The 18,722-nt window shown below is 71.4% G+C and carries 18 protein-coding genes; 9 read left to right on the forward strand and 9 right to left on the reverse strand.

The annotated features are described in order from the left end of the window. The first annotated feature begins 1 nt into the window (after position 1). Both BLT82_RS31050 and BLT82_RS31055 read left to right on the forward strand, forming a co-directional pair. On the forward strand, positions 2-994 hold the full coding sequence (locus BLT82_RS31050) for an SAM-dependent methyltransferase (RefSeq protein WP_093660873.1): 993 nt from the start codon (positions 2-4) through the stop codon (positions 992-994). Positions 995-1,224: 230 nt separating this feature from the next. Beyond that, positions 1,225-2,367 (forward strand): NADH-quinone oxidoreductase subunit D, encoded by a 1,143-nt coding sequence (locus BLT82_RS31055; protein ID WP_093660875.1) that lies wholly within the window; start codon positions 1,225-1,227, stop codon positions 2,365-2,367. A gap of 143 nt (positions 2,368-2,510) precedes the next feature. Here BLT82_RS31055 and BLT82_RS31060 read toward each other — a convergent pair whose 3' ends face one another. From BLT82_RS31060 to BLT82_RS31075, 4 genes are all read right to left on the reverse strand, one after another. Further along, the gene (locus BLT82_RS31060; protein WP_208868094.1) at positions 2,511-3,587 is read right to left on the reverse strand and encodes a hypothetical protein; all 1,077 of its coding nucleotides are present in this window, start codon (positions 3,585-3,587) and stop codon (positions 2,511-2,513) included. Between the two features lie 419 nt (positions 3,588-4,006). Beyond that, a complete protein-coding gene (locus tag BLT82_RS31065; RefSeq protein WP_093661013.1) occupies positions 4,007-4,996 on the reverse strand; it encodes an ABC transporter substrate-binding protein in 990 nt (329 codons plus the stop codon). Between the two features lie 28 nt (positions 4,997-5,024). Next, positions 5,025-5,693: an ABC transporter permease gene (locus tag BLT82_RS31070; RefSeq protein WP_093660879.1), complete on the reverse strand. Its 669-nt coding sequence runs from the start codon at positions 5,691-5,693 to the stop codon at positions 5,025-5,027. Then, positions 5,693-6,385 (reverse strand): ABC transporter permease, encoded by a 693-nt coding sequence (locus BLT82_RS31075; protein ID WP_093660881.1) that lies wholly within the window; start codon positions 6,383-6,385, stop codon positions 5,693-5,695. Before BLT82_RS31075 ends, BLT82_RS31070 begins: the two co-directional genes overlap by 1 nt. Before the next feature lie 153 nt (positions 6,386-6,538). On the opposite strand from BLT82_RS31075, the gene BLT82_RS31080 reads away from it, so the two are divergent. Then, a complete protein-coding gene (locus BLT82_RS31080; protein WP_093660883.1) occupies positions 6,539-7,684 on the forward strand; it encodes an ABC transporter ATP-binding protein in 1,146 nt (381 codons plus the stop codon). A gap of 112 nt (positions 7,685-7,796) precedes the next feature. Here the strand turns inward: BLT82_RS31080 and BLT82_RS31085 are convergent, their stop codons facing one another. Next, positions 7,797-8,909 carry an alpha/beta hydrolase gene (locus BLT82_RS31085; protein WP_093660885.1) on the reverse strand — a complete coding sequence of 371 codons (1,113 nt, stop codon included), beginning with the start codon at positions 8,907-8,909 and terminating at the stop codon, positions 7,797-7,799. A 146-nt stretch (positions 8,910-9,055) separates the two neighbouring features. Between BLT82_RS31085 and BLT82_RS31090 the strand changes: the two genes are divergently transcribed. The 6 genes from BLT82_RS31090 (at position 9,056) to BLT82_RS31115 (ending at position 13,949) form a co-directional block, all read left to right on the forward strand. Continuing rightward, positions 9,056-10,894, forward strand: a complete 1,839-nt coding sequence (locus BLT82_RS31090) for a phosphatidylglycerol lysyltransferase domain-containing protein (RefSeq protein WP_208868095.1) — start codon at positions 9,056-9,058, stop codon at positions 10,892-10,894. 60 nt (positions 10,895-10,954) lie between these two features. Further along, the gene (gene folP, locus BLT82_RS31095) at positions 10,955-11,815 is read left to right on the forward strand and encodes a dihydropteroate synthase (protein WP_093660889.1); all 861 of its coding nucleotides are present in this window, start codon (positions 10,955-10,957) and stop codon (positions 11,813-11,815) included. Beyond that, positions 11,812-12,273: a nuclear transport factor 2 family protein gene (locus tag BLT82_RS31100; RefSeq protein WP_093660891.1), complete on the forward strand. Its 462-nt coding sequence runs from the start codon at positions 11,812-11,814 to the stop codon at positions 12,271-12,273. The genes folP and BLT82_RS31100 overlap by 4 nt, the downstream gene beginning before the upstream one ends. A 192-nt stretch (positions 12,274-12,465) precedes the next feature. After that, positions 12,466-12,825, forward strand: coding sequence for a dihydroneopterin aldolase (gene folB / locus BLT82_RS31105; protein ID WP_093660893.1), 360 nt, complete (start codon positions 12,466-12,468; stop codon positions 12,823-12,825). Further along, positions 12,822-13,409: a 2-amino-4-hydroxy-6-hydroxymethyldihydropteridine diphosphokinase gene (gene folK, locus BLT82_RS31110; RefSeq protein ID WP_093660895.1), complete on the forward strand. Its 588-nt coding sequence runs from the start codon at positions 12,822-12,824 to the stop codon at positions 13,407-13,409. The genes folB and folK overlap by 4 nt, the downstream gene beginning before the upstream one ends. A 54-nt stretch (positions 13,410-13,463) precedes the next feature. Further along, positions 13,464-13,949, forward strand: a complete 486-nt coding sequence (locus BLT82_RS31115; RefSeq protein ID WP_093660897.1) for a DUF3180 domain-containing protein — start codon at positions 13,464-13,466, stop codon at positions 13,947-13,949. Between the two features lie 126 nt (positions 13,950-14,075). Here BLT82_RS31115 and folE read toward each other — a convergent pair whose 3' ends face one another. The 4 genes from folE to tilS form a co-directional block, all read right to left on the reverse strand. Further along, positions 14,076-14,681: a GTP cyclohydrolase I FolE gene (gene folE / locus BLT82_RS31120; RefSeq protein ID WP_093660899.1), complete on the reverse strand. Its 606-nt coding sequence runs from the start codon at positions 14,679-14,681 to the stop codon at positions 14,076-14,078. Positions 14,682-14,801: 120 nt separating this feature from the next. Continuing rightward, the gene (gene ftsH, locus BLT82_RS31125) at positions 14,802-16,826 is read right to left on the reverse strand and encodes an ATP-dependent zinc metalloprotease FtsH (RefSeq protein WP_093660901.1); all 2,025 of its coding nucleotides are present in this window, start codon (positions 16,824-16,826) and stop codon (positions 14,802-14,804) included. A gap of 181 nt (positions 16,827-17,007) precedes the next feature. Continuing rightward, complete coding sequence (hpt, locus tag BLT82_RS31130) at positions 17,008-17,547, reverse strand: hypoxanthine phosphoribosyltransferase (protein WP_093660903.1); 540 nt, start codon at positions 17,545-17,547, stop codon at positions 17,008-17,010. A gap of 63 nt (positions 17,548-17,610) precedes the next feature. Then, on the reverse strand, positions 17,611-18,663 hold the full coding sequence (gene tilS, locus BLT82_RS31135) for a tRNA lysidine(34) synthetase TilS (RefSeq protein WP_093660905.1): 1,053 nt from the start codon (positions 18,661-18,663) through the stop codon (positions 17,611-17,613). Positions 18,664-18,722: the final 59 nt, after the last annotated feature.

Genomic DNA, 18,722 nt, shown 5'->3' on the forward strand with positions numbered 1-18,722 from the left:
CGTGACGTACCAGGCGACGAACGAGGCGGGCCACGCCGGCGCGGAATGGGTCCCCTGGCGGCAGGCCGCGGAACGGGCGCTGTACGGGCCGCGGGGGTTCTACCGCAGGCCGGAGGGACCGGCGGGGCACTTCCGCACGTCCGTGCACGCGTCGCCGCTCTACGCCGCCGCGGTCGCCCGGCTGCTCCGGGAGACCGCGGAGGGGCTGCGGACACGGGTCGGCGAGGTCGCGCTGGTCGACGTCGGCGCGGGCCGCGGGGAACTGCTGACCGGTGTCCTGGCGGCGCTGCCGGACGGTTTCCCCGTGCGCGCCTGCGCCGTCGAGCGCGCCGACCGGCCGCCGGGCCTCGACCCGCGGATCGAGTGGGCCGAGCGGCCGCCGACGGGGATCTCCGGGCTGCTGTTCGCGAACGAATGGCTGGACAACGTCCCGGTGGACGTCGCCGAGGTCGACTACGCGGGCGTCCCGCGTTACGTCATGGTCAGGGCCGACGGCGAGGAACGTCTCGGGGATCCGGTGTCCGGGGCCGACGCCGCCTGGCTGGACCGCTGGTGGCCGCCCGCCGGGCCGGGGGCGCGGGCCGAGATCGGGCGACCGCGCGACGAGGCCTGGGCGGCGGCCGTCGCGGGCCTGGACGCGGGGCTCGCGGTCGCCGTGGACTACGCGCACCGCGCCGGCGCTCGCCCGCCCTTCGGGACGCTGACCGGGTTCAGCGGCGGGCGCGAGGTCCGTCCCGTGCCGGACGGCGGCTGTGACATCACGGCGCATGTCGCCCTCGACGCCTGCGCCGGTCCAGGGGCCGAGCTGGTGAGCCAGCGCGAGGCCCTGCGCCGCCTCGGCGTCTCCGGCGCCCGGCCGCCGCTCTCCCTGGCCTCGTCCGATCCCGCGGCCTACGTCCGCGCGCTGGCGTCGGCGGGCGAGGCCGCCGAACTCACCGCCCCCGGCGGCCTCGGCGACTTCACCTGGCTCCTCCAGCCGGTCCCGGCCCGCTGAGGCGCTCCGTGGCGCGCCGGTCACGTGCGTGCACGACGCCCGGCGCACGGCCCCGGCCCGGACACGGCAGGGTCGGAGGCCGGCCTGACGGGTCGGGCGGGGGGCCCGCACGGCGGGTGCGGGCCCGTGCCGGCGCCCGGTGGCGGACCCCCGGACACGGTCCGGCCACGGGCGCGTCCGGTCCACGGGCACATCTCCGGGCACTCACCCACGCGAGGGATACTGCCTCCATGACGGAGACGACGATCGGCATCGGCGGCGCGGCGGAGAGCACCGACATGGTGCTGAACATCGGGCCGCAGCATCCCTCCACGCACGGCGTGCTGCGCCTCCGCATCGTCCTGGACGGCGAGCGCATCGAGCAGGCCGAGCCGGTGATCGGCTACATGCACCGCGGCGCGGAGAAGCTCTTCGAGGCACGCGACTACCGGCAGATCGTCATGCTGGCCAACCGCCACGACTGGCTGTCCGCGTTCTCGAACGAACTGGGCGTCGTCATGGCCGTCGAGCGCATGCTCGGCATGGAGGTCCCGGAGCGCGCCGTGTGGCTGCGCACCCTCCTCGCGGAGCTGAACCGGGTGCTCAACCACCTCATGTTCCTGGGGTCGTATCCCCTCGAACTCGGTGGAATCACCCCGATCTTCCACGCCTTCCGCGAGCGGGAGGACCTCCAGCACGTGATGGAGGAGGTCTCCGGCGGCCGGATGCACTACATGTTCAACCGCGTCGGCGGCCTCAAGGAGGACCTGCCCGCGGGCTGGACCGGCCGGGCGAGGAGCGCGATCGCCGAGGTCCGTTCGCGGATGGACGTCTACGACCGGCTCGTCCTCGGCAACGAGATCTTCCGTGGCCGCACCCGAGGCATCGGCGTGCTCACCGAGCGGACGGCACACGGGTACGGCGTCTCGGGCCCGATCGCCCGTGCCTCCGGAGTCGACTTCGACCTCCGACGCGACGAGCCGTACCTGGCCTACGGCGAGCTCCAGGACACCCTGAAGGTCGTCACCCGCACCGAGGGCGACTGCCTGGCCCGGTTCGAATGCCTGCTGTGGCAGACGCACAACTCGCTGGATCTGGCGGACGCCTGTCTGGACCGGCTCGCCGAGCTGCCGCCCGGGCCGGTCAACCAGCGGCTGCCGAAGGTGCTCAAGGCGCCCGAGGGCCACACGTACGCCTGGACCGAGAACCCGCTGGGCATCAACGGCTACTACCTGGTCTCCAAGGGCGAGAAGACCCCGTACCGCCTCAAGCTCCGCTCGGCGTCGTACAACAACATCCAGGCGCTCACCGAGCTGCTGCCCGGCACCCTGGTCGCGGACATGGTGGCGATCCTGGGCTCGATGTTCTTCGTGGTCGGAGACATCGACAAGTAGGCCGACCGCGCCCGCGACTCGCAGGCCGGCGCCCGAGCGGGCGGACGCTCAGCAGCTACACGGGAGCAACAGGAACGCCGGGCGGCGTGAGCCACCCGGCGTTCGCGCGGCCGGAACCGCGCCGGATCGGGAACCGCGCCGGATCAGGAGATCGCGGTGCGCAGCTGGGCGACGTCCAGCTGCTCCGTCTCGTCGTGCGCGGTCAGATCGATGACCTCACCCACGACGCGTTCCTCGGTGCGCCTGCTCTGCGCCAGCGCCTCCTCGCCCACCACGTCGGCGAGGTCCTCGTCCTGGACCGACGCGAGCTGGGCGGGCTCGAGGGCCGCGACCGGCGTCTTCTTCCGGCTGCCGCCCCCGGCGGTCGGGGCCGGCCCGGTGGACTCGGCGGCTCCAGCAGCCTGTTCGGCGCCCTCCGGAGCCTTCGCCCCCTGAGTGCCGAAGAAGTCGAAACCGCCCTGCGGGCGCACGGGCCGGCGCTGCCCGGAGTAGGGGACGATCGCCGCGGCGACCGGCACGCGCGTGGCGGGGACGGCGGACGACGGGCGGGCGTGCTGCGCTCCCCCGGCGGCCGCCGCGTGCTTCCCCTGCGGCTCGTCCGCCTCCCGGGCCCGCTCGGCGATGTCGCGCTTGCGGGCCTCCTCGACGGTGCGCTTCGCCTGCTGCTCGGCGGCCCGGCGCGGCAGGTCCTCCAGCGCCTTGGCCGCACGCAGGTACGCGGACGGCGTCGGCGTGGAACCCGCCGGGGGGAGCTCCTTGGGCGAGCCCGCCTCGATCGCGAGCTGCCTGCGGCCCTCGAGCGCGCTGGCGCGCTCGGTCTCGGCGTTCGCGTACCGGCGGAGCAGTGCGGCGTGCTCGTTGCGCAGTCCGGCCAGCTCGACCCGCTTGGCGCGCAGCTTGGCGTCGAGCTTGGTCCGCAGTTCGCGGGACTCGTCGAGGTCGGCTTCCAGCTCCGCCGTGCGCTCCTCCGTCTTCCACGCGTCACTGGCGCGGAGACGGGTGAGTTCGGCGACGCGGCGGCCCGCGTGCCGGTCCCAACTGCGCATGAGGACCGCGCCGGTGACCGCCGCTGCGGCGGCGGCCGCGACCAGGGTGCGGAGCAGGACCGGATCGGAGAGCAGCCAGGCGCCCAAAGCACAAAGGACCGCAGCTCCGGCGACCGCCGAGGGCGGAAGGAGCCTGTGCAGAGGTGGGGAATGGCGGTGGCGTCCACGTGGCATGGCCTGAAATTTACCGTGCGTAGGTGACGATTGGGGGGTCGGCCCGGCAATCTCTTCGCATCGGTGACACATCGCTTTCGATGTGCCGGGCCATCCCTCGTAATCCACGTGCCGTTCCGGCTCGTTCCGGGCCTTCGGCCCCTCGCCTGCGGCTGGTGCCGCGTCAGGCGACGTTCACCCCGTCGCGACGCCCGGCACGGCGAATCGCGGCGTTGCCGAATCAACCGAGGGGGCCCACTACGAGGTCGATCCGGCGTCTTGCGATCCTTCCCCTCGGCCCGGAGGAGCCGGGGGAGACGCCACGCACCGGACGCCGCTCCTCGACGGGCGAACCCTGGCTGACGCGGCACTCAGGGCGGTCCCGTCAATCCCCAGCGGAAACCGGTGATGCTGATCCACCGGTGATGACGGGACGGCCCTTAGTTCCCGAGCAGGCCCTTTGCCGCCAGGTACTCCTTCGCCACGTCCTGCGGCTTGGCCCGCTCGGCGTCCACCTTCCGGTTCAGCTCGACCAGGTCCTCGGTCGTCAGCGCACCGGTGAGCTTGCCGAGGGCGTCGGCTATCTCCTGCGATCCGGCGTCCTTCGCGTTGACCACGGGCAGCACGTTGTCGGCGTTCTGGAGCTTCTTGTCGTCCTCCAGCAGCACCAGCCCGAAGCTCTCCAGCGTGGCGTCGGTCGTGGTGGTCAGGACCAACTGGTCCTCGCCGTCCTTGACCGCCTGCTTGGCCTGCGGGGTACCGACGCCCTTGGGGTCCACCCCCGCCACGTCGATGCCGTACGTCTTCTTCAGACCCGGCGCGCAGAACGGCCGCACCTCGCATTCGTCCCCCGCGGCGATCTTGACCTTGATCTTCGACCTGCCAAGATCGGAAAGGGACTTGAGCTTGTTCTTCTCGGCGAATTCCTTGCTGACCGCGAACGCATTCTGGTCGACCGCCTCTCCGGCGGGGAGCACCTTCAGTCCGCGAGGGGTCGCGAGCTTCTCCAGAGCGGCCACCGTGGCGGCGACATCGCTCGACGCGACGGGCTTCTCCTCGGGGGCCTTCGGACCGTTCGCCTTGGCGTTGAGGAATTCCGCGATCGTGGCCGCGTATTCCGGTACGACGTCGATCTCGCCCTTCTCCAGGGACGGTTCGTACAGCTCGCGGTTCTTGACCGTGGTGACGGAGGCGTCGTAGCCGGCGTCCCGGAGCACCTGGGCGTAGAGCTCGGCGAGCACCTTGGACTCGGTGAAGGCGGCCGCCCCCACGACGAGGGTGCCCTTGCCGCCGCCGCTCGCGGCGCCGTCCGAGGCTCCGGAGCCTCCGCTCTTCCCCTGCTCGAGGCTGTCACCGCCGCAGGCGGCGAGCGAGCCAACCAGGGCCATGACGCCCAGTACCGCTCCCGCGAGGCGCGAGGTCTTGCTCATGAGGTTCACCATCCAAGGGAGTGAGTCGTCACACGGTCTTCCGGAGGGGACTGCACAAGCGGTCCACCGCCACCAGCACGGCCTCCACGAGGAGGGCGAGCACGGCCACGAGCAGGGCGCCGGCGACCACTTGCGGAGTGTCGTACGTGTTGAACCCGGCCGTGATGATGCGGCCGAGGCCGCCCTGGCCGACCATCGCCGCGATCGTCGCGGTGGCGACCACCTGGACCGAGGCGGACCGCAGCCCGGTCATGACCATCGGGTACGCGAGGGGCAGTTCGACCCGGACGAAGAGCTGCCGGCCAGACATTCCCATGCCCCGTGCGGCCTCGACGACCGCCCGGTCCACCTCCCGCATGCCCACGTAGGCGTTGGTGAGCAGCGGCGGCACGGCGAACAGCACCAGGGCGATGATCGTGGGGACGTATCCGGCGCTGCGGAGCGGTGTGACCATGAACAGCGCGAGCACCGCGAAGACGGGGACTGCACGCCCCACGTTCGACAGGTTCACGGCCAGGGCGCCACCGCGTCCGGCATGTCCCAGATACAGCGCCGTGGGCAGGGCGATGGCGCAGGCCAGAGCCATGGCGACCCCGCTGACGTACAGGTGCTCCCCCAGCCGGTGCCAGGCGCCGCCCTCCCCGGACCAGTTGGCGCCCGTGGAGAGCCATGTCCAGGTCCTGGCCAGTACGTCCATCAGTGGGCCCCCCTGCTCCCGGCCGCGCGTATTCGGGTCCAGGGCGTGAGCAGCCTCTGCACGCCGAGCAGCAGCAGGTCGGCTGCGACCGCGAGGAGCACGCAGAGCACGGAAGCGGTCAGCACCTGCGCCTTGAAGAAGCTGGGCAGCGCGTCCTCGATGAGATTGCCGAGCCCGCCGCGGCCGACGATCGAACCGACGGTGGTGAGCGCCACCGTCGAGACCGTCGCGATCCTCAGGCCCGCCATCAGCGCGGGCAGGGCGAGCGGCAGCTCGACCTCCCACAGCAGCCGGGCCGGGCCGTAGCCCATTCCGCGGGCGGCCTCACGGGCCTCCGCCGGAACGGCCTCCAGCCCCGCCACCATGTTCCGCACGAGGATCGTCAGCGAGTAGAGCACCAGGCCCGTGACGACCAGGGCGGCCGAGAGGCCGAAGAAGGGCAGCAGCAGCGAGAACATGGCCAGCGACGGGATCGTGTAGAGCACGGTCGTCAGCCCGAGGACCGGGCCGGCGAACCGTGGCCGGCTCCGGGCGAGCAGCGCGAGCGGAAAAGCCACGACGAGTCCGATCGCGACCGCTGCCGCCGTGATCCCGACGTGCTGCACCGTGGCGTCGATCAGCTCCTGGCTGCGGGAGCGCAGGTACTCGCCGCAGATCCAGTCGTTCGTGACCAGGCAGTCCCGGCCCGCCATCGCCCCACCCCCGTCCTCGCGTCCGGCCTGTTCGACCGGTTGCCGAACGGAAACCGACCCTAACCCCCGCCGCCGACAATCGCCGAGGAGCTTCGCGTTCCGGCAACACTGCCTTCACACAAGGCCCGCCGTCACCCGTCACAATGGGGAACCATGATCCGATTCGAGCACGTGACCAAGCGCTACCCGGATGGCACGACCGCGGTGGACGACCTCTCCTTCGAGGTCGCCGCGGGTGAACTGGTCACGCTCGTGGGCCCGTCCGGCTGCGGCAAGACAACCACCATGAAGATGGTCAACCGCCTCATCGAGCCGTCCGAGGGGCGGATATTCCTGGACGGGGAAGACATATCCACCGTCGACCCCGTCCAACTGCGGCGGCGCATCGGCTACGTCATCCAGCAGGTGGGCCTCTTCCCGCACAAGACGGTCCTGGAGAACACCGCGACCGTGCCCCGTCTCCTCGGCTGGAAGCGCGCCAGCGGGCGTGAGCGCGCCGCCGAGCTCCTCGATCTCGTCGGCCTCGATCCCCGCGTGTACGGGGACCGCTACCCCGAGCAGCTCTCGGGCGGCCAGCGCCAGCGCGTGGGCGTGGCCCGGGCGCTGGCGGCCGATCCGCCGGTGCTGCTGATGGACGAGCCGTTCGGGGCCGTCGACCCGGTCGTGCGGGAGCGCCTGCAGAGCGAGTTCCTGAGGCTTCAGGCCGCGGTCCGCAAGACGGTGCTGTTCGTCACCCACGACATCGAGGAAGCCGTCCGGCTCGGCGACCGCATCGCCGTCTACGGGCAGGGCAGGATCGAGCAGTTCGGGCCCCCCGCCGCCGTGCTGGGGGCGCCGGCCACCCCCTACGTGGCGGACTTCGTCGGTGCCGACCGGGGGCTGAAGCGGCTGTCCGTCACCCCCGTCGAGGAGGGCGATCTCGAGCAGCCGCCCGTGGTCCGTCTCGACGACCCGCTCCCGCGCGAGCTGGACTCGCCCTGGGCCGTCGTCCTGGACTCCGGCGGCGATCTGCACGGCTGGATCTCCGCCGAGCACGCGGGCCGCACCGGGACCGTGCGCGAGCACGCCCGCCGTATGGACGCCTGGCTGCCGGTCGGCGCCTCCCTGAAGCAGGCGTTCTCCACGATGCTGCAGCACGACGCGGGGTGGATCGCGGTCGTCGACAAGGAGGAGAAGGGACGTTTCCTCGGGGTGCTGACCCCGGGGCGCCTGCACGAGGCCCTGCGTCGCTCCATCGACGCGGACGCCCAGGACGTACCGCGTACCACGGTGGACATCGACAAGGTGCCGTCGGGCTGAACCCGCCTCGAAGCGCCGGGATCCGCCCGGCGAGCCGGAGGCCCGGGCAGGGCCCGGAAGAACCCGCACCCGGCCGGGCAGGAGGCCCGGGCTCAGGCGCGGGAGCCGGACGTCATGCCGCGCCGAGCCGGCCGCTCATCCACACCAGCGCCGGGGGGATCTCGCGGCGCCAGGTGTTGAAGTTGTGCCCGCCGCTGTCCAGCGTGATCGACGAGACGCGCGCGGGCGCCTTCACCTTCTTGATGAACTCCCGCGTCCCCTTGAGGTTTCCCTCGCCCTCCTCCGACGTGGTCACCAGGAACGAGGAGGCGCCCTGGGGCCGGTGGTCCAGGGTCCACAGCAGGTTCGCGCGCTTGCGCTCCGCCTGGTTCCCGTGGAAGAGATCGCCGGTCGTCGGGTCCTCGGCGGCCTTGTAGTACGCGGACAGGCCCGCTCCGGCCGAGAACCGCTCGGGGTGGTGGAGGGCTATCTTCAGCGCGCAGTAGCCCCCCGTCGAGTTGCCCATGATGCCCCAGTTGCGCGGTGCGTCACCGACCCGGTAGGTCGCCGACACGGCAGCCGGCAGGTCCTTCGCGAAGAACGTCTCCGTCTGCGGTCCGTCCGGGATGTCGACGCACTCGGTGTCCCTCGGCGGCGCCACCGTCGGCCGGAGCATCACCAGGATCATCGGCTGCATGCGTCCCTCCCGGGCCTGCATGAACGCCGTTCGCGGGTACTTGAGGCCCTTGATCAGGTTCTCCGCGGTACCCGGGTAGCCGGTCAGCACGACGGTCACGGGGAAGCGCTTCGACGCGTGGGCGGGCTGGAAGTACTCGGGCGGCAGATACACGTACGCCGGGCTGTCGATCCCCGACTTCTCGCCCACGATCACCACCTTCTGGATCTGGCCGCCCGTCTCCGGCCGCGCGCTTCCCGGGACGTCCGGCTTCTGCTTGCCGACCACCTTGACGGTCCTGCTGCTCGCCGAGTGGTCCACGACCTCTCCCATCTCCTGCTGCCGGCCGAAGAGGTCGGCCCAGGAGCCGTAGAAGAGGAAGGAGTTGTTCGCGGCCAGGCCCACCGCGGCGAACAGCGCGAGCTGCGTCGCCAGCAGCAGCCCCACCCGGCCGAGGACCGCCCGCCAGCCCCGGCGTGAGAGCCGCGGCCACAGCCAGATCGTCGCGGCGAAGAGAGCCACGGCGGCCAGAACGGCCAGCGCCAGAACCTTGTTACTGGTGAGACCCATGAGGCGATCGAGCTTCTTCCGTGAGAATTTCCTGAGAGTCGATGAACCCGCCGCCCGGAAGTGCCGTCCTAGAGAGCGCAAATTGTCCGAGCCGAACGTTCTGCGGCCATGGACTCCACGATCTCTCTCGAGAGCCTCAGGAAGCGATGTCTGTCACCATAGATGGGGATAAGTCGGGCTTGGTTCCGGATCGAGTACGCCGGATCCTCCGCGGCCCTCGCGCCGAATCCGTTCCTGCGCTGGTCGGCACGGCCTGCACCTTCATCGGCCTGGTCGACATCGCCGCAGGGGTGTTCCCGCGCTTCCGGCACAGCCGGATGCACGCCCTCGCCGAGGTGCTCCCCGGCGCCCTCGGCCCGTTCGCCGCCGCGCTGTCGCTCAGCGCCGGCGTCCTGCTGCTGCTCCTCGCACACGGGCTGAAGCGGCACAAGCGGCGCGCCTGGCGGGCCGCGGTGGTCCTGCTCCCGGCCGGCGCCGTCGCACAGTTCGTCTACCGCCACTCGGTCATCGGCGTCCTGCTGTCGCTGGTACTGCTGGCCCTGCTGCTGCGCCACCGCAACGAGTTCGCCGCCCTTCCCGACCCGCGCAGCCGTTGGAAGGCACTCGCCAACTTCGTCCTGATGGGCGCCGGTTCGATCGGCCTCGGCCTGGTCGTCGTGAGCGCACACCCGGGCAAGGTCATCGGCAGTCCCAGCCTCACCGACCGTCTCGAGCACGTCCTGTTCGGGCTCTTCGGCCTCGAAGGACCGGTCGGATACGAGGGCGGCGTCGACTGGACCGTCGGCTACTCGCTCGGCGCGCTCGGCCTGATCACCGCCGTCACCACGATCTACCTGGCGTTCCGCCCAGAGCACCCGGCCGCGACGCTCACGACCGAAGACGAGTCCAGGCTCCGCGAGCTGCTCGAGAGGCACGGCGGCCGCGACTCCCTCGGCCACTTCGCGCTCCGGCGCGACAAGGGCGTCGTCTTCTCCCCCAGCGGCAAGGCAGCCGTCACCTACCGCGTCGTCTCCGGCGTCATGCTCGCCAGCGGCGACCCGATCGGCGACGTCGAGGCGTGGCCGGGCGCCATCGAGCGCTTCATGGACGAGGCCAAGGCCCACTCCTGGACCCCGGCCGTCATGGGGTGTTCCGAGACGGGCGGCCAGGTATGGACCCGCGAGACCGGCCTCGACGCCCTGGAGCTGGGCGACGAGGCGGTGGTGGACGTCCCGGATTTCTCGCTCACCGGGCGCGCCATGCGAAACGTGCGCCAGATGGTGAAGCGCATCGAGCGCAACGGCTACGAGACCCGCGTCCGCCGCGTCCGTGACCTCTCCGACGGCGAGCTGGAGCGGATACGCCGGGCCGCGGACGACTGGCGCGGCACCGACACGGAGCGCGGCTTCTCCATGGCCCTCGGCCGCATCGGCGACCCCTCGGACGGCGACAGCGTGATCGCCACCGCGCACAAGGCCGACGACGGCGAGCCGGGGCCGTACGGCGACCTGAAGGCCGTACTCCACTTCGTGCCCTGGGGCACGGACGGCATGTCGCTGGATCTGATGCGCCGCGACCGCTCCGCCGACCCCGGCATGAACGAACTGCTGATCGTCGCCGCGCTGCAGGCCTCCCCGAAGCTCGGCATAGCCCGGGTCTCGCTGAACTTCGCGATGTTCCGCTCCGCGCTCGCCCGCGGTGAGCAGCTGGGCGCCGGACCGGTCCTGCGGGTCTGGCGCGGGCTGCTGGTCTTCCTCTCCCGCTGGTTCCAGATCGAGTCGCTGTACAAGTTCAACGCCAAGTTCCGGCCGCGCTGGGAGCCCCGCTTCGTGGTCTTCCGCAAGACCCGCGACCTGCCCCGCATCGGATTCGCCGCCATGCAGGCGGAGGGCTTCGTGACGCTGGCCGTGCCGCGTCCGTTCCGCCGCCGCGCGGCCCGCGCCCCCCGCCCCTGCGCCCACATCCGCCCGGCCGCGGCCGGTGAGCACGAGGTGCGCGCGGCGTAGCGGGACCGTGCCGGAGCGGCAGCGGCATGGAGGGGTCTCTTCCGGGCCTAGGCTGGTCGTATGAGTACGTTGCGCGGACGGGGCACGGCCACGGGCCTGCCGGAGTGGGACCGCTGTGCGGTCATGGGGGTCGTCAACGTGACGCCCGACTCCTTCTCCGACGGAGGCCGCTGGTTCGACACCACGGCCGCCGTCAAGCACGGCCTCGACCTCGTCGCCGAGGGCGCCGACCTGGTGGACGTCGGCGGCGAGTCCACCCGGCCCGGCGCCTCCCGCGTCGACGAGGAGGAGGAGCTGCGGCGCGTCCTCCCCGTCGTTCGGGGGCTGGCCGGCGAGGGCGTCACCGTCTCCGTCGACACCATGCGCGCATCCGTCGCCTCCCAGGCGGTGGCGGCCGGCGCCACCCTCGTCAACGACGTCTCCGGCGGCCTCGCCGACCCGGAGATGATCCGCGCCGTCGCCGCCGCGGAGGTGCCGTTCGTCGTCATGCACTGGCGCGGCTTCAGCGAGGACATGAACAGCAGGGCGGTGTACGGGGACGTCGTCGCCGAGGTCGTCGCGGAACTGCGGGAGCGAATGGACGCCGTGGTCGCGGGAGGTGTCGCCGCCGAACGGATCATCGTCGACCCGGGCCTCGGCTTCGCCAAGCAGGCCGGACACGACCTCGCGCTGGTCGCGCACCTCGCCGAGCTGCGCTCCCTGGGCCGGCCGCTCCTCGTCGCCGCCTCCCGCAAGCGGTTCCTCGGCCACGTCCTGGCCGGCGACGCCGCGACCCCGCCGCCCGCTCGCGAGCGGGACGCCGCCACCGCCGCGGTCTCCGCGATCGCCGCCCACGAGGGCGCCTGGGCGGTGCGGGTCCACGAGGTGCGGGCCACGGCGGACGCCGTGCGGGTCGCGCGGGCGGTCGAGGGAGCCCGGTGACCTCGCGTACCGACGTCGAGAACGTGGAAGCGGCCAACACCGCCTTCTACGAGGCCGTGGAACGGGGCGACTTCGAGGAGATCTCCGGCCTCTGGCTGGACGGCGCCGAGGCCGACGACATCTCCTGTGTGCACCCGGGCTGGCCGGTGCTCTCGGGGCGCGGCGAGGTGCTGCGCTCATACGCCCTGATCATGGCGAACACCGAGTACATCCAGTTCTTCCTCACCGACGTGCGGGTGAGCGTGTCCGGCGACACCGCCGTCGTGACCTGCACCGAGAACATCCTCAGCGGCGGCCCCGCGGAGGAGGCCGGCGAGCTGGGGCCCCTCGTCGGGCAGCTGGTCGTGGCCACCAACGTGTTCCGCCGCACACCGGACGGGTGGAGAATCTGGTCACATCACGGTTCGCCCGTTCTGGCGGAATCGGAGGACGAAGAGGACGGCGATTCCACCCCCTGAGCGGGTAAACCGGCTCGTGGGAGGTTCGTTTCCGCGTCCGCGGGGTAGGCGCCGCCACCAGCCGGTGACGGTTCCGTCCACGGCCCCGTGGGCAGGCCGTGTCCGAGCCCGCAGGTAGATTCGAATCCGTGCACTGCTGCCGCCCGCACGCGGCCGCGTGCGCGCCGGACTACGACAGCAGGAGTGATTCGCGTGGATCGTGTCGCGCTGCGCGGCCTCAAGGCCCGCGGGCACCACGGCGTCTTCCCCCGGGAGCGCGAGGAGGGCCAGACCTTCATCGTGGACCTGGTGCTCGGCCTCGACACCCGTCCCGCGGCGGCCGACGACGACCTGGCGAAGACCGTCCACTACGGAGTGGTGGCGGAGGAGGTCGTCGGCGTCGTCCAGGGCGAGCCGGTGGACCTGATCGAGACGCTGGCCGAGCGCATCGCCCAGCAGTGCCTCAAGCACGCCGGCGTCCAGGAGGTCGAGGTCGTCGTGCACAAGCCCGACGCCCCGATCACCGTCCCGTTCGACGACGTCACCATCACCATCACCCGGAGCCGTGCATGAGCGACCCCACCGTGCAGCCCGTGCCGACCGCCGTCGTCGAGCAGGTCGACGCGGCCGACATCACCCTCTCCAACCCCAAACGAGCCGTGATCGCGCTCGGCTCCAACCTCGGCAACCGGCTGGAGACGATCCAGGGCGCCATCGACCTGCTCGAGGACACGCCCGGCGTCCGGGTCAAGGCCGTCTCCCCCGTGTACGAGACGGAGCCGTGGGGCGTGGAGCCGGGCACGCAGCCGTCGTACTTCAACGCGGTGGTGCTCGTGAAGACGACGCTGCCCCCGAGCTCCCTGCTGGAGCGCGGCCAGGCGATCGAGGAGGCGTTCGACCGGGTGCGCGAGGAGCGCTGGGGTCCGCGCACGATCGACGTCGACATCGTGGCGTACGCGGACGTGGTCTCGAGCGACCCGCTCCTCACCCTTCCGCATCCGCGGGCGCACGAGCGGGCCTTCGTCCTCGCCCCGTGGCACGACGTGGAGCCCGAGGCCCAGCTGCCGGGCCTGGGCGGGATCGCCGAGCTGCTGGCCGGCGTGGGCCGGACGGGAGTCGCTCCGCGCGTGGACCTGGAACTCCGCCTGCCCGAGTAGTCGTTACGCTCTTCAGGGTCTCCGGCACCAAGACGAAGGACACAGGGGCGCGCGGTGAAGCAACTACGGCTTGGGGTACTGGCCGGGCTGTTCGTGGTGGCCGGAGTGCTGTCCTGGGGCGGCGCCCGGCTGTGGGACTCGGTGGGCACGCTGCCGAGCGTGCCACTGGCCGCGCCCATCGTCCTGGCGTCGATCGCCGTCGTCCTCCTGGCGACCGCGCTGTCGCTGCGCGCCCGGTTGCGGGCCCAGCGTGAGCGCAGGCCGGGGGCGAAGGGGGTCGAGCCGCTGATGGCCGCCCGCGCGGTCGTCTTCGGCCAGGCGAGCGCTCTGGTGGCGGCCCTCGTCAGCGGCGTGTACGGCGGCGTGGGCGCCTTCCTGCTGGGGTCGCTCGACGTCCCGGCCCGCCGTGACCAGGCGATCTACGCGGGCTTCGCGGTACTGGCGGGCATCGCGGTGATCGCCGCGGGCCTGTTCCTGGAGCGGGTCTGCAGACTCCCGGACGACGAGGACGACGGTACCGGCCAGGTCCCGGCGCGCTGACGCCTGCCTGACGCGAGGAAGCACCCCCGGCGAGGCCGGGGGTGCTTCGGTCGAAGGGGGGCGTGCGTGCGCGCGCCGGCCGGGGAAGGAGGGCGGTCCGCCCGCGGTCCTGCGCCGGTGGACGGCTCAGCGCGCCATGATCAGGCTCATCGCCTCGTTGCGCGTGGCGACGTCGCGCAACTGCCCGCGCACCGCCGAGGTGATGGTCTTGGCGCCCGGCTTGCGGATGCCGCGCATCGACATGCACATGTGCTCGCACTCGATGACCACGATCACCCCGCGCGGCTCCAGGATCTCCATCAGGGAGTCGGCGATCTGCGTGGTCAGGCGCTCCTGCACCTGAGGGCGGCGGGCGAAGACGTCGACGAGGCGGGCGAGCTTGGAAAGGCCGGTGATCTTGCCCGTGGTCGACGGGATGTAGCCGACGTGGGCGACACCCCGGAAGGGGACCAGATGGTGCTCACAGCAGCTCACCAGTTCGATGTCCTTCACCAGGACCATCTCGTCATGGCCGAGGTCGAACGTCGTGGTGAGCACGTCCTCGGGCTGCTGCCAGAGTCCCGCGAATATCTCCTTGTACGCCCGGGCCACCCGCGCCGGGGTCTCCTTCAGGCCCTCACGGTCCGGGTCCTCGCCGACGGCGATGAGGAGTTCGCGCACGGCGTTCTCGGCACGCTTCTCGTCGAACTCGCCGATCGTGCCCTCGCCGTCCAGCGTCACCGGGTCGGTCATCTGTGCTGCCTCGTTCCTGTGCTCTGCCTTGGCGCGAAAACGCCGCACTTCCCAGGCTAAAACCTGGGAAGTGCGGCGTTCATTCCGGTCCGGCGGTCGTCACCGCCGCATCATGCCTGGTCAGGCGTCTGGACGCTCGTCCTTGACGGCTTCCGTGGGCGCCTTGGTGACATCGGTCACCGTGGGGGCCGAGGCCCCGTTGGCGCCGTTGGTGAGCGCGAGTTCCTTCGGCGACAGCACCGGCGGGCGGGTGGACGGCGTACGGCGGGAGGAGCCGGTCCACGCCGGGCGGGCCGGGCGCTTCACGATCGGGGCGAAGATCTCCGCGATCTCCTCCTTGCCGAGGGTCTCCTTCTCCAGCAGCGCGAGGACGAGGTTGTCGAGGACGTCGCGGTTCTCGACCAGGATCTCCCAGGCCTCGTTGTGCGCGGTCTCGATGAGCTTCTTGACCTCTTCGTCGACCAGCGCCGCGACCTCTTCCGAGTAGTCGCGCTGGTGCGCCATCTCACGGCCCAGGAACGGCTCCGTGTTGTCGCCGCCGAACTTGATCGCGCCGAGCCTCTCGGTCATGCCGTACTGCGTGACCATCGCACGGGCCGTGGCCGTGGCCTTCTCGATGTCGTTGGCCGCGCCCGTCGTGGGGTCGTGGAAGACGAGCTCCTCGGCCGCGCGGCCGCCCAGCATGTACGCCAGCTGGTCGAGCATCTCGTTGCGCGTGGTCGAGTACTTGTCCTCGTCCGGGAGCACCATCGTGTAGCCCAGGGCCCGGCCGCGGGACAGGATCGTGATCTTGTGGACGGGGTCGGAGTTCGGGGAGGCCGCCGCGACCAGGGCGTGTCCACCCTCGTGGTACGCGGTGATCTTCTTCTCCTTGTCCGACATGATCCGGGTCCGCTTCTGCGGGCCCGCCACGACGCGGTCGATGGCCTCGTCCAGGAAGTGGTTGTCGATCAGCTTCTTGTCGCTGCGGGCCGTCAGCAGGGCGGCCTCGTTCAGCACGTTCGACAGATCGGCACCGGTGAAGCCGGGGGTGCGGCGGGCGACGGCCGAGAGGTCGACGTCCGGGGCGACCGGCTTGCCCTTCTGGTGGACCTTGAGGATCTCCAGACGACCCTGCATGTCCGGGCGGTCGACGGCGATCTGCCGGTCGAAACGGCCCGGGCGGAGCAGCGCCGGGTCGAGGATGTCCGGCCGGTTCGTGGCGGCGATCAGGATCACGCCGCCCTTCACGTCGAAGCCGTCCATCTCGACGAGGAGCTGGTTCAGGGTCTGCTCGCGCTCGTCGTGACCGCCGCCGAGGCCGGCGCCGCGGTGGCGGCCCACCGCGTCGATCTCGTCGACGAAGACGATCGCCGGGGCGTTGGCCTTGGCCTGCTCGAAGAGGTCACGGACCCGGGAGGCACCGACACCGACGAACATCTCGACGAAGTCGGAGCCCGAGATCGAGTAGAACGGCACGCCCGCCTCGCCCGCGACGGCGCGGGCGAGCAGCGTCTTGCCCGTACCGGGCGGGCCGTACAGCAGCACACCCTTCGGGATCTTGGCACCGACGGCCTGGAACTTCGCCGGCTCCTGCAGGAACTCCTTGATCTCCTGGAGCTCCTCGACGGCTTCGTCCGACCCGGCGACGTCGGAGAAGGTGGTCTTCGGCGTGTCCTTGGTGATGAGCTTGGCCTTGGACTTCCCGAAGTTCATGACCCGGGAGCCGCCGCCCTGCATCTGGTTCATCAGGAACAGGAAGACGACCACGATGAGGACGAACGGCAGCAGCGAGAGGAGCACCGAGAGGAACGGGCTCTGCCGCTCGGGCGAGACCGTGTAGCCCTTCTCGATCTCACCCGCGTCGTACTTCTGCTGCAGGGTCGTGGCCAGCTCGACGCCCTGGTCGCCGATGTAGCTCGCCTGGACCTTGTCGCTGCCGTCGACCTTCTGGCCGTCCTTCAGCTCGATCTTGATGATCTGCTCGTCGCCGGTGGTCAGCTTGGCCTGCTCGACCTGGTTCTTGTTGATCGCCTGGACAACCTCTGCGGTGTCCACCGTCTTGTAGCCGCCCGACGAGCCGACGACCTGCATCAGCACGACCACGGCGAGGACGGCCAGCACGATCCACATGACCGGCCCACGGAAGTATCGCTTCACGTCCATCCATACGGAGCGGTGCCGCCCCGTCCCTCCTGCCCGTAGGTAAATGCTGCTATGAGAGTGCTGCTGTGAGACTCAGTAAAAGACTGTTCTTCGGACGGTACCCCAGCATTGTCACCCGGGACCGCCTTCCCATGCTCCAACGGCGGGAAGGCGGCCGGGGTTCCCGGGGCGCGTCCGCGCCTCAGCCCCCGTACACGTGCGGCGCGAGGGTCCCCACGAACGGGAGGTTGCGGTACTTCTCGGCGTAGTCGAGGCCGTATCCGACGACGAACTCGTTCGGGATGTCGAACCCGATCCACTTCACGTCGATCGCGACCTTCGCGGCGTCCGGCTTGCGGAGCAGCGTGCAGACCTCGAGCGAGGCCGGCTCCCGGGAGCCGAGGTTCGACAGCAGCCAGGACAGGGTCAGCCCGGAGTCGATGATGTCCTCGACGATCAGGACGTGCTTGCCCTTGATGTCGGTGTCCAGGTCCTTGAGGATGCGGACCACTCCGGAGGACTGGGTGCCCGCGCCGTACGAGGACACCGCCATCCAGTCCATGGTGACGGGGGTGGACAGCGCACGCGCCAGGTCCGCCATCACCATCACGGCGCCCTTGAGGACTCCGACGATGAGCAGGTCCTTGCCCGCGTACTCCGCGTCGATCTTCGCGGCCAGCTCGGCCAGCTTCGCGTCGATCTCTTCCTTGGTGATGAGTACCGATTTGAGATCGGCGCCCATGTCCTTCTCGTTCACCCGCGTCGCTTTCTGTCTCGGCGTCCCGGCGCTCGGCCTGCTGCCGGCTCAGCCTTGCCGAATGACCAGTCTGCCACCCTGGCGGCGCGCTTCGACCCGGCCGGGCAGGTTCAGGGGCTTCTGCCCCCGCCATCCGACGATGAGCCGCTCGACCTCCTCGACATGCCGGGCGAACAGCGAACCCGCAGGTGAACCGGCTGCCACGAGGGCCCGGCGGAGCACCCGCCGGCGGACGGCCGGCGGCAGTGCGTAGAGCTTCGCGCATTCGAGCAGTCCGGCGTCGTCACGGACGGTCTCGTCGGCCTGCGCGGCCCAGGCGTCGAGGGCGTCGGCGTCGTCGCGGGAGAGCTGGGCGGTGCGCGCCAGCGCCTCCACCACGCCCTTGCCGAGCGCCTTCTCCAGCGCGGGCAGGCCCTCGTGGCGCAGCCGGGAGCGGGTGTACGCCGGGTCCGCGTTCATCGGGTCGTCCCATACCGGCAGGTGCTGGACGAGGCACGCCTTGCGCGCGGTCTGGCGGTCGAGCCGGAGGAAGGGGCGCCGGTACCGGCGGCCGGCGCCGGAGACGGCCGCCATTCCGGAGAGGGAGCGGATGCCGGAGCCCCGGGCAAGGCCGAGGAGCACGGTTTCCGCCTGGTCGTCGCGGGTGTGCCCGAGGAGCACTGCGGCGGCTCCGTGGCGCTGCGCGGCCTCGTCGAGGGCGGCGTAGCGGGCGTCCCGGGCGGCGGCCTCGGGCCCGCCGGCGCGTCCGACGGTCACGGCGACGGACTCGACGGGGTCGAGGCCCATGGCGGTGAGTCGGCCGGCGACTTCGGCGGCGCGGAGATCGGAGCCGGCCTGCAGGCCGTGGTCGACGGTGACGGCGCCGGCGCGGACGGCCAGCTTCGGTGCCTCGAAGGCGAGGGCGGAGGCGAGCGCCATGGAGTCGGCGCCGCCGGAGCAGGCGACCAGCACGAGGGGGCGGTCGTCCGGGCCCGGTGCGGCCGTGGAGCACCCGCAGGAGGGGGCTGCGCCAGGGATGTCTTCGTTCAGTTCGTTGAGTACGTCGTGGAGTACGCGGCGGACCGCCAGGCGTATCGCCGCGACCGCAGGATGCGGACCCATGTCCGGTGCCCTTCGTGGAGTCGGGGGTGCCTCCGCAGGAGGAGGTGGGAGACGGGGGT

Source organism: Streptomyces wuyuanensis (genome assembly GCF_900103455.1).
In the GTDB taxonomy this organism is placed as follows: domain Bacteria; phylum Actinomycetota; class Actinomycetes; order Streptomycetales; family Streptomycetaceae; genus Streptomyces; species Streptomyces wuyuanensis.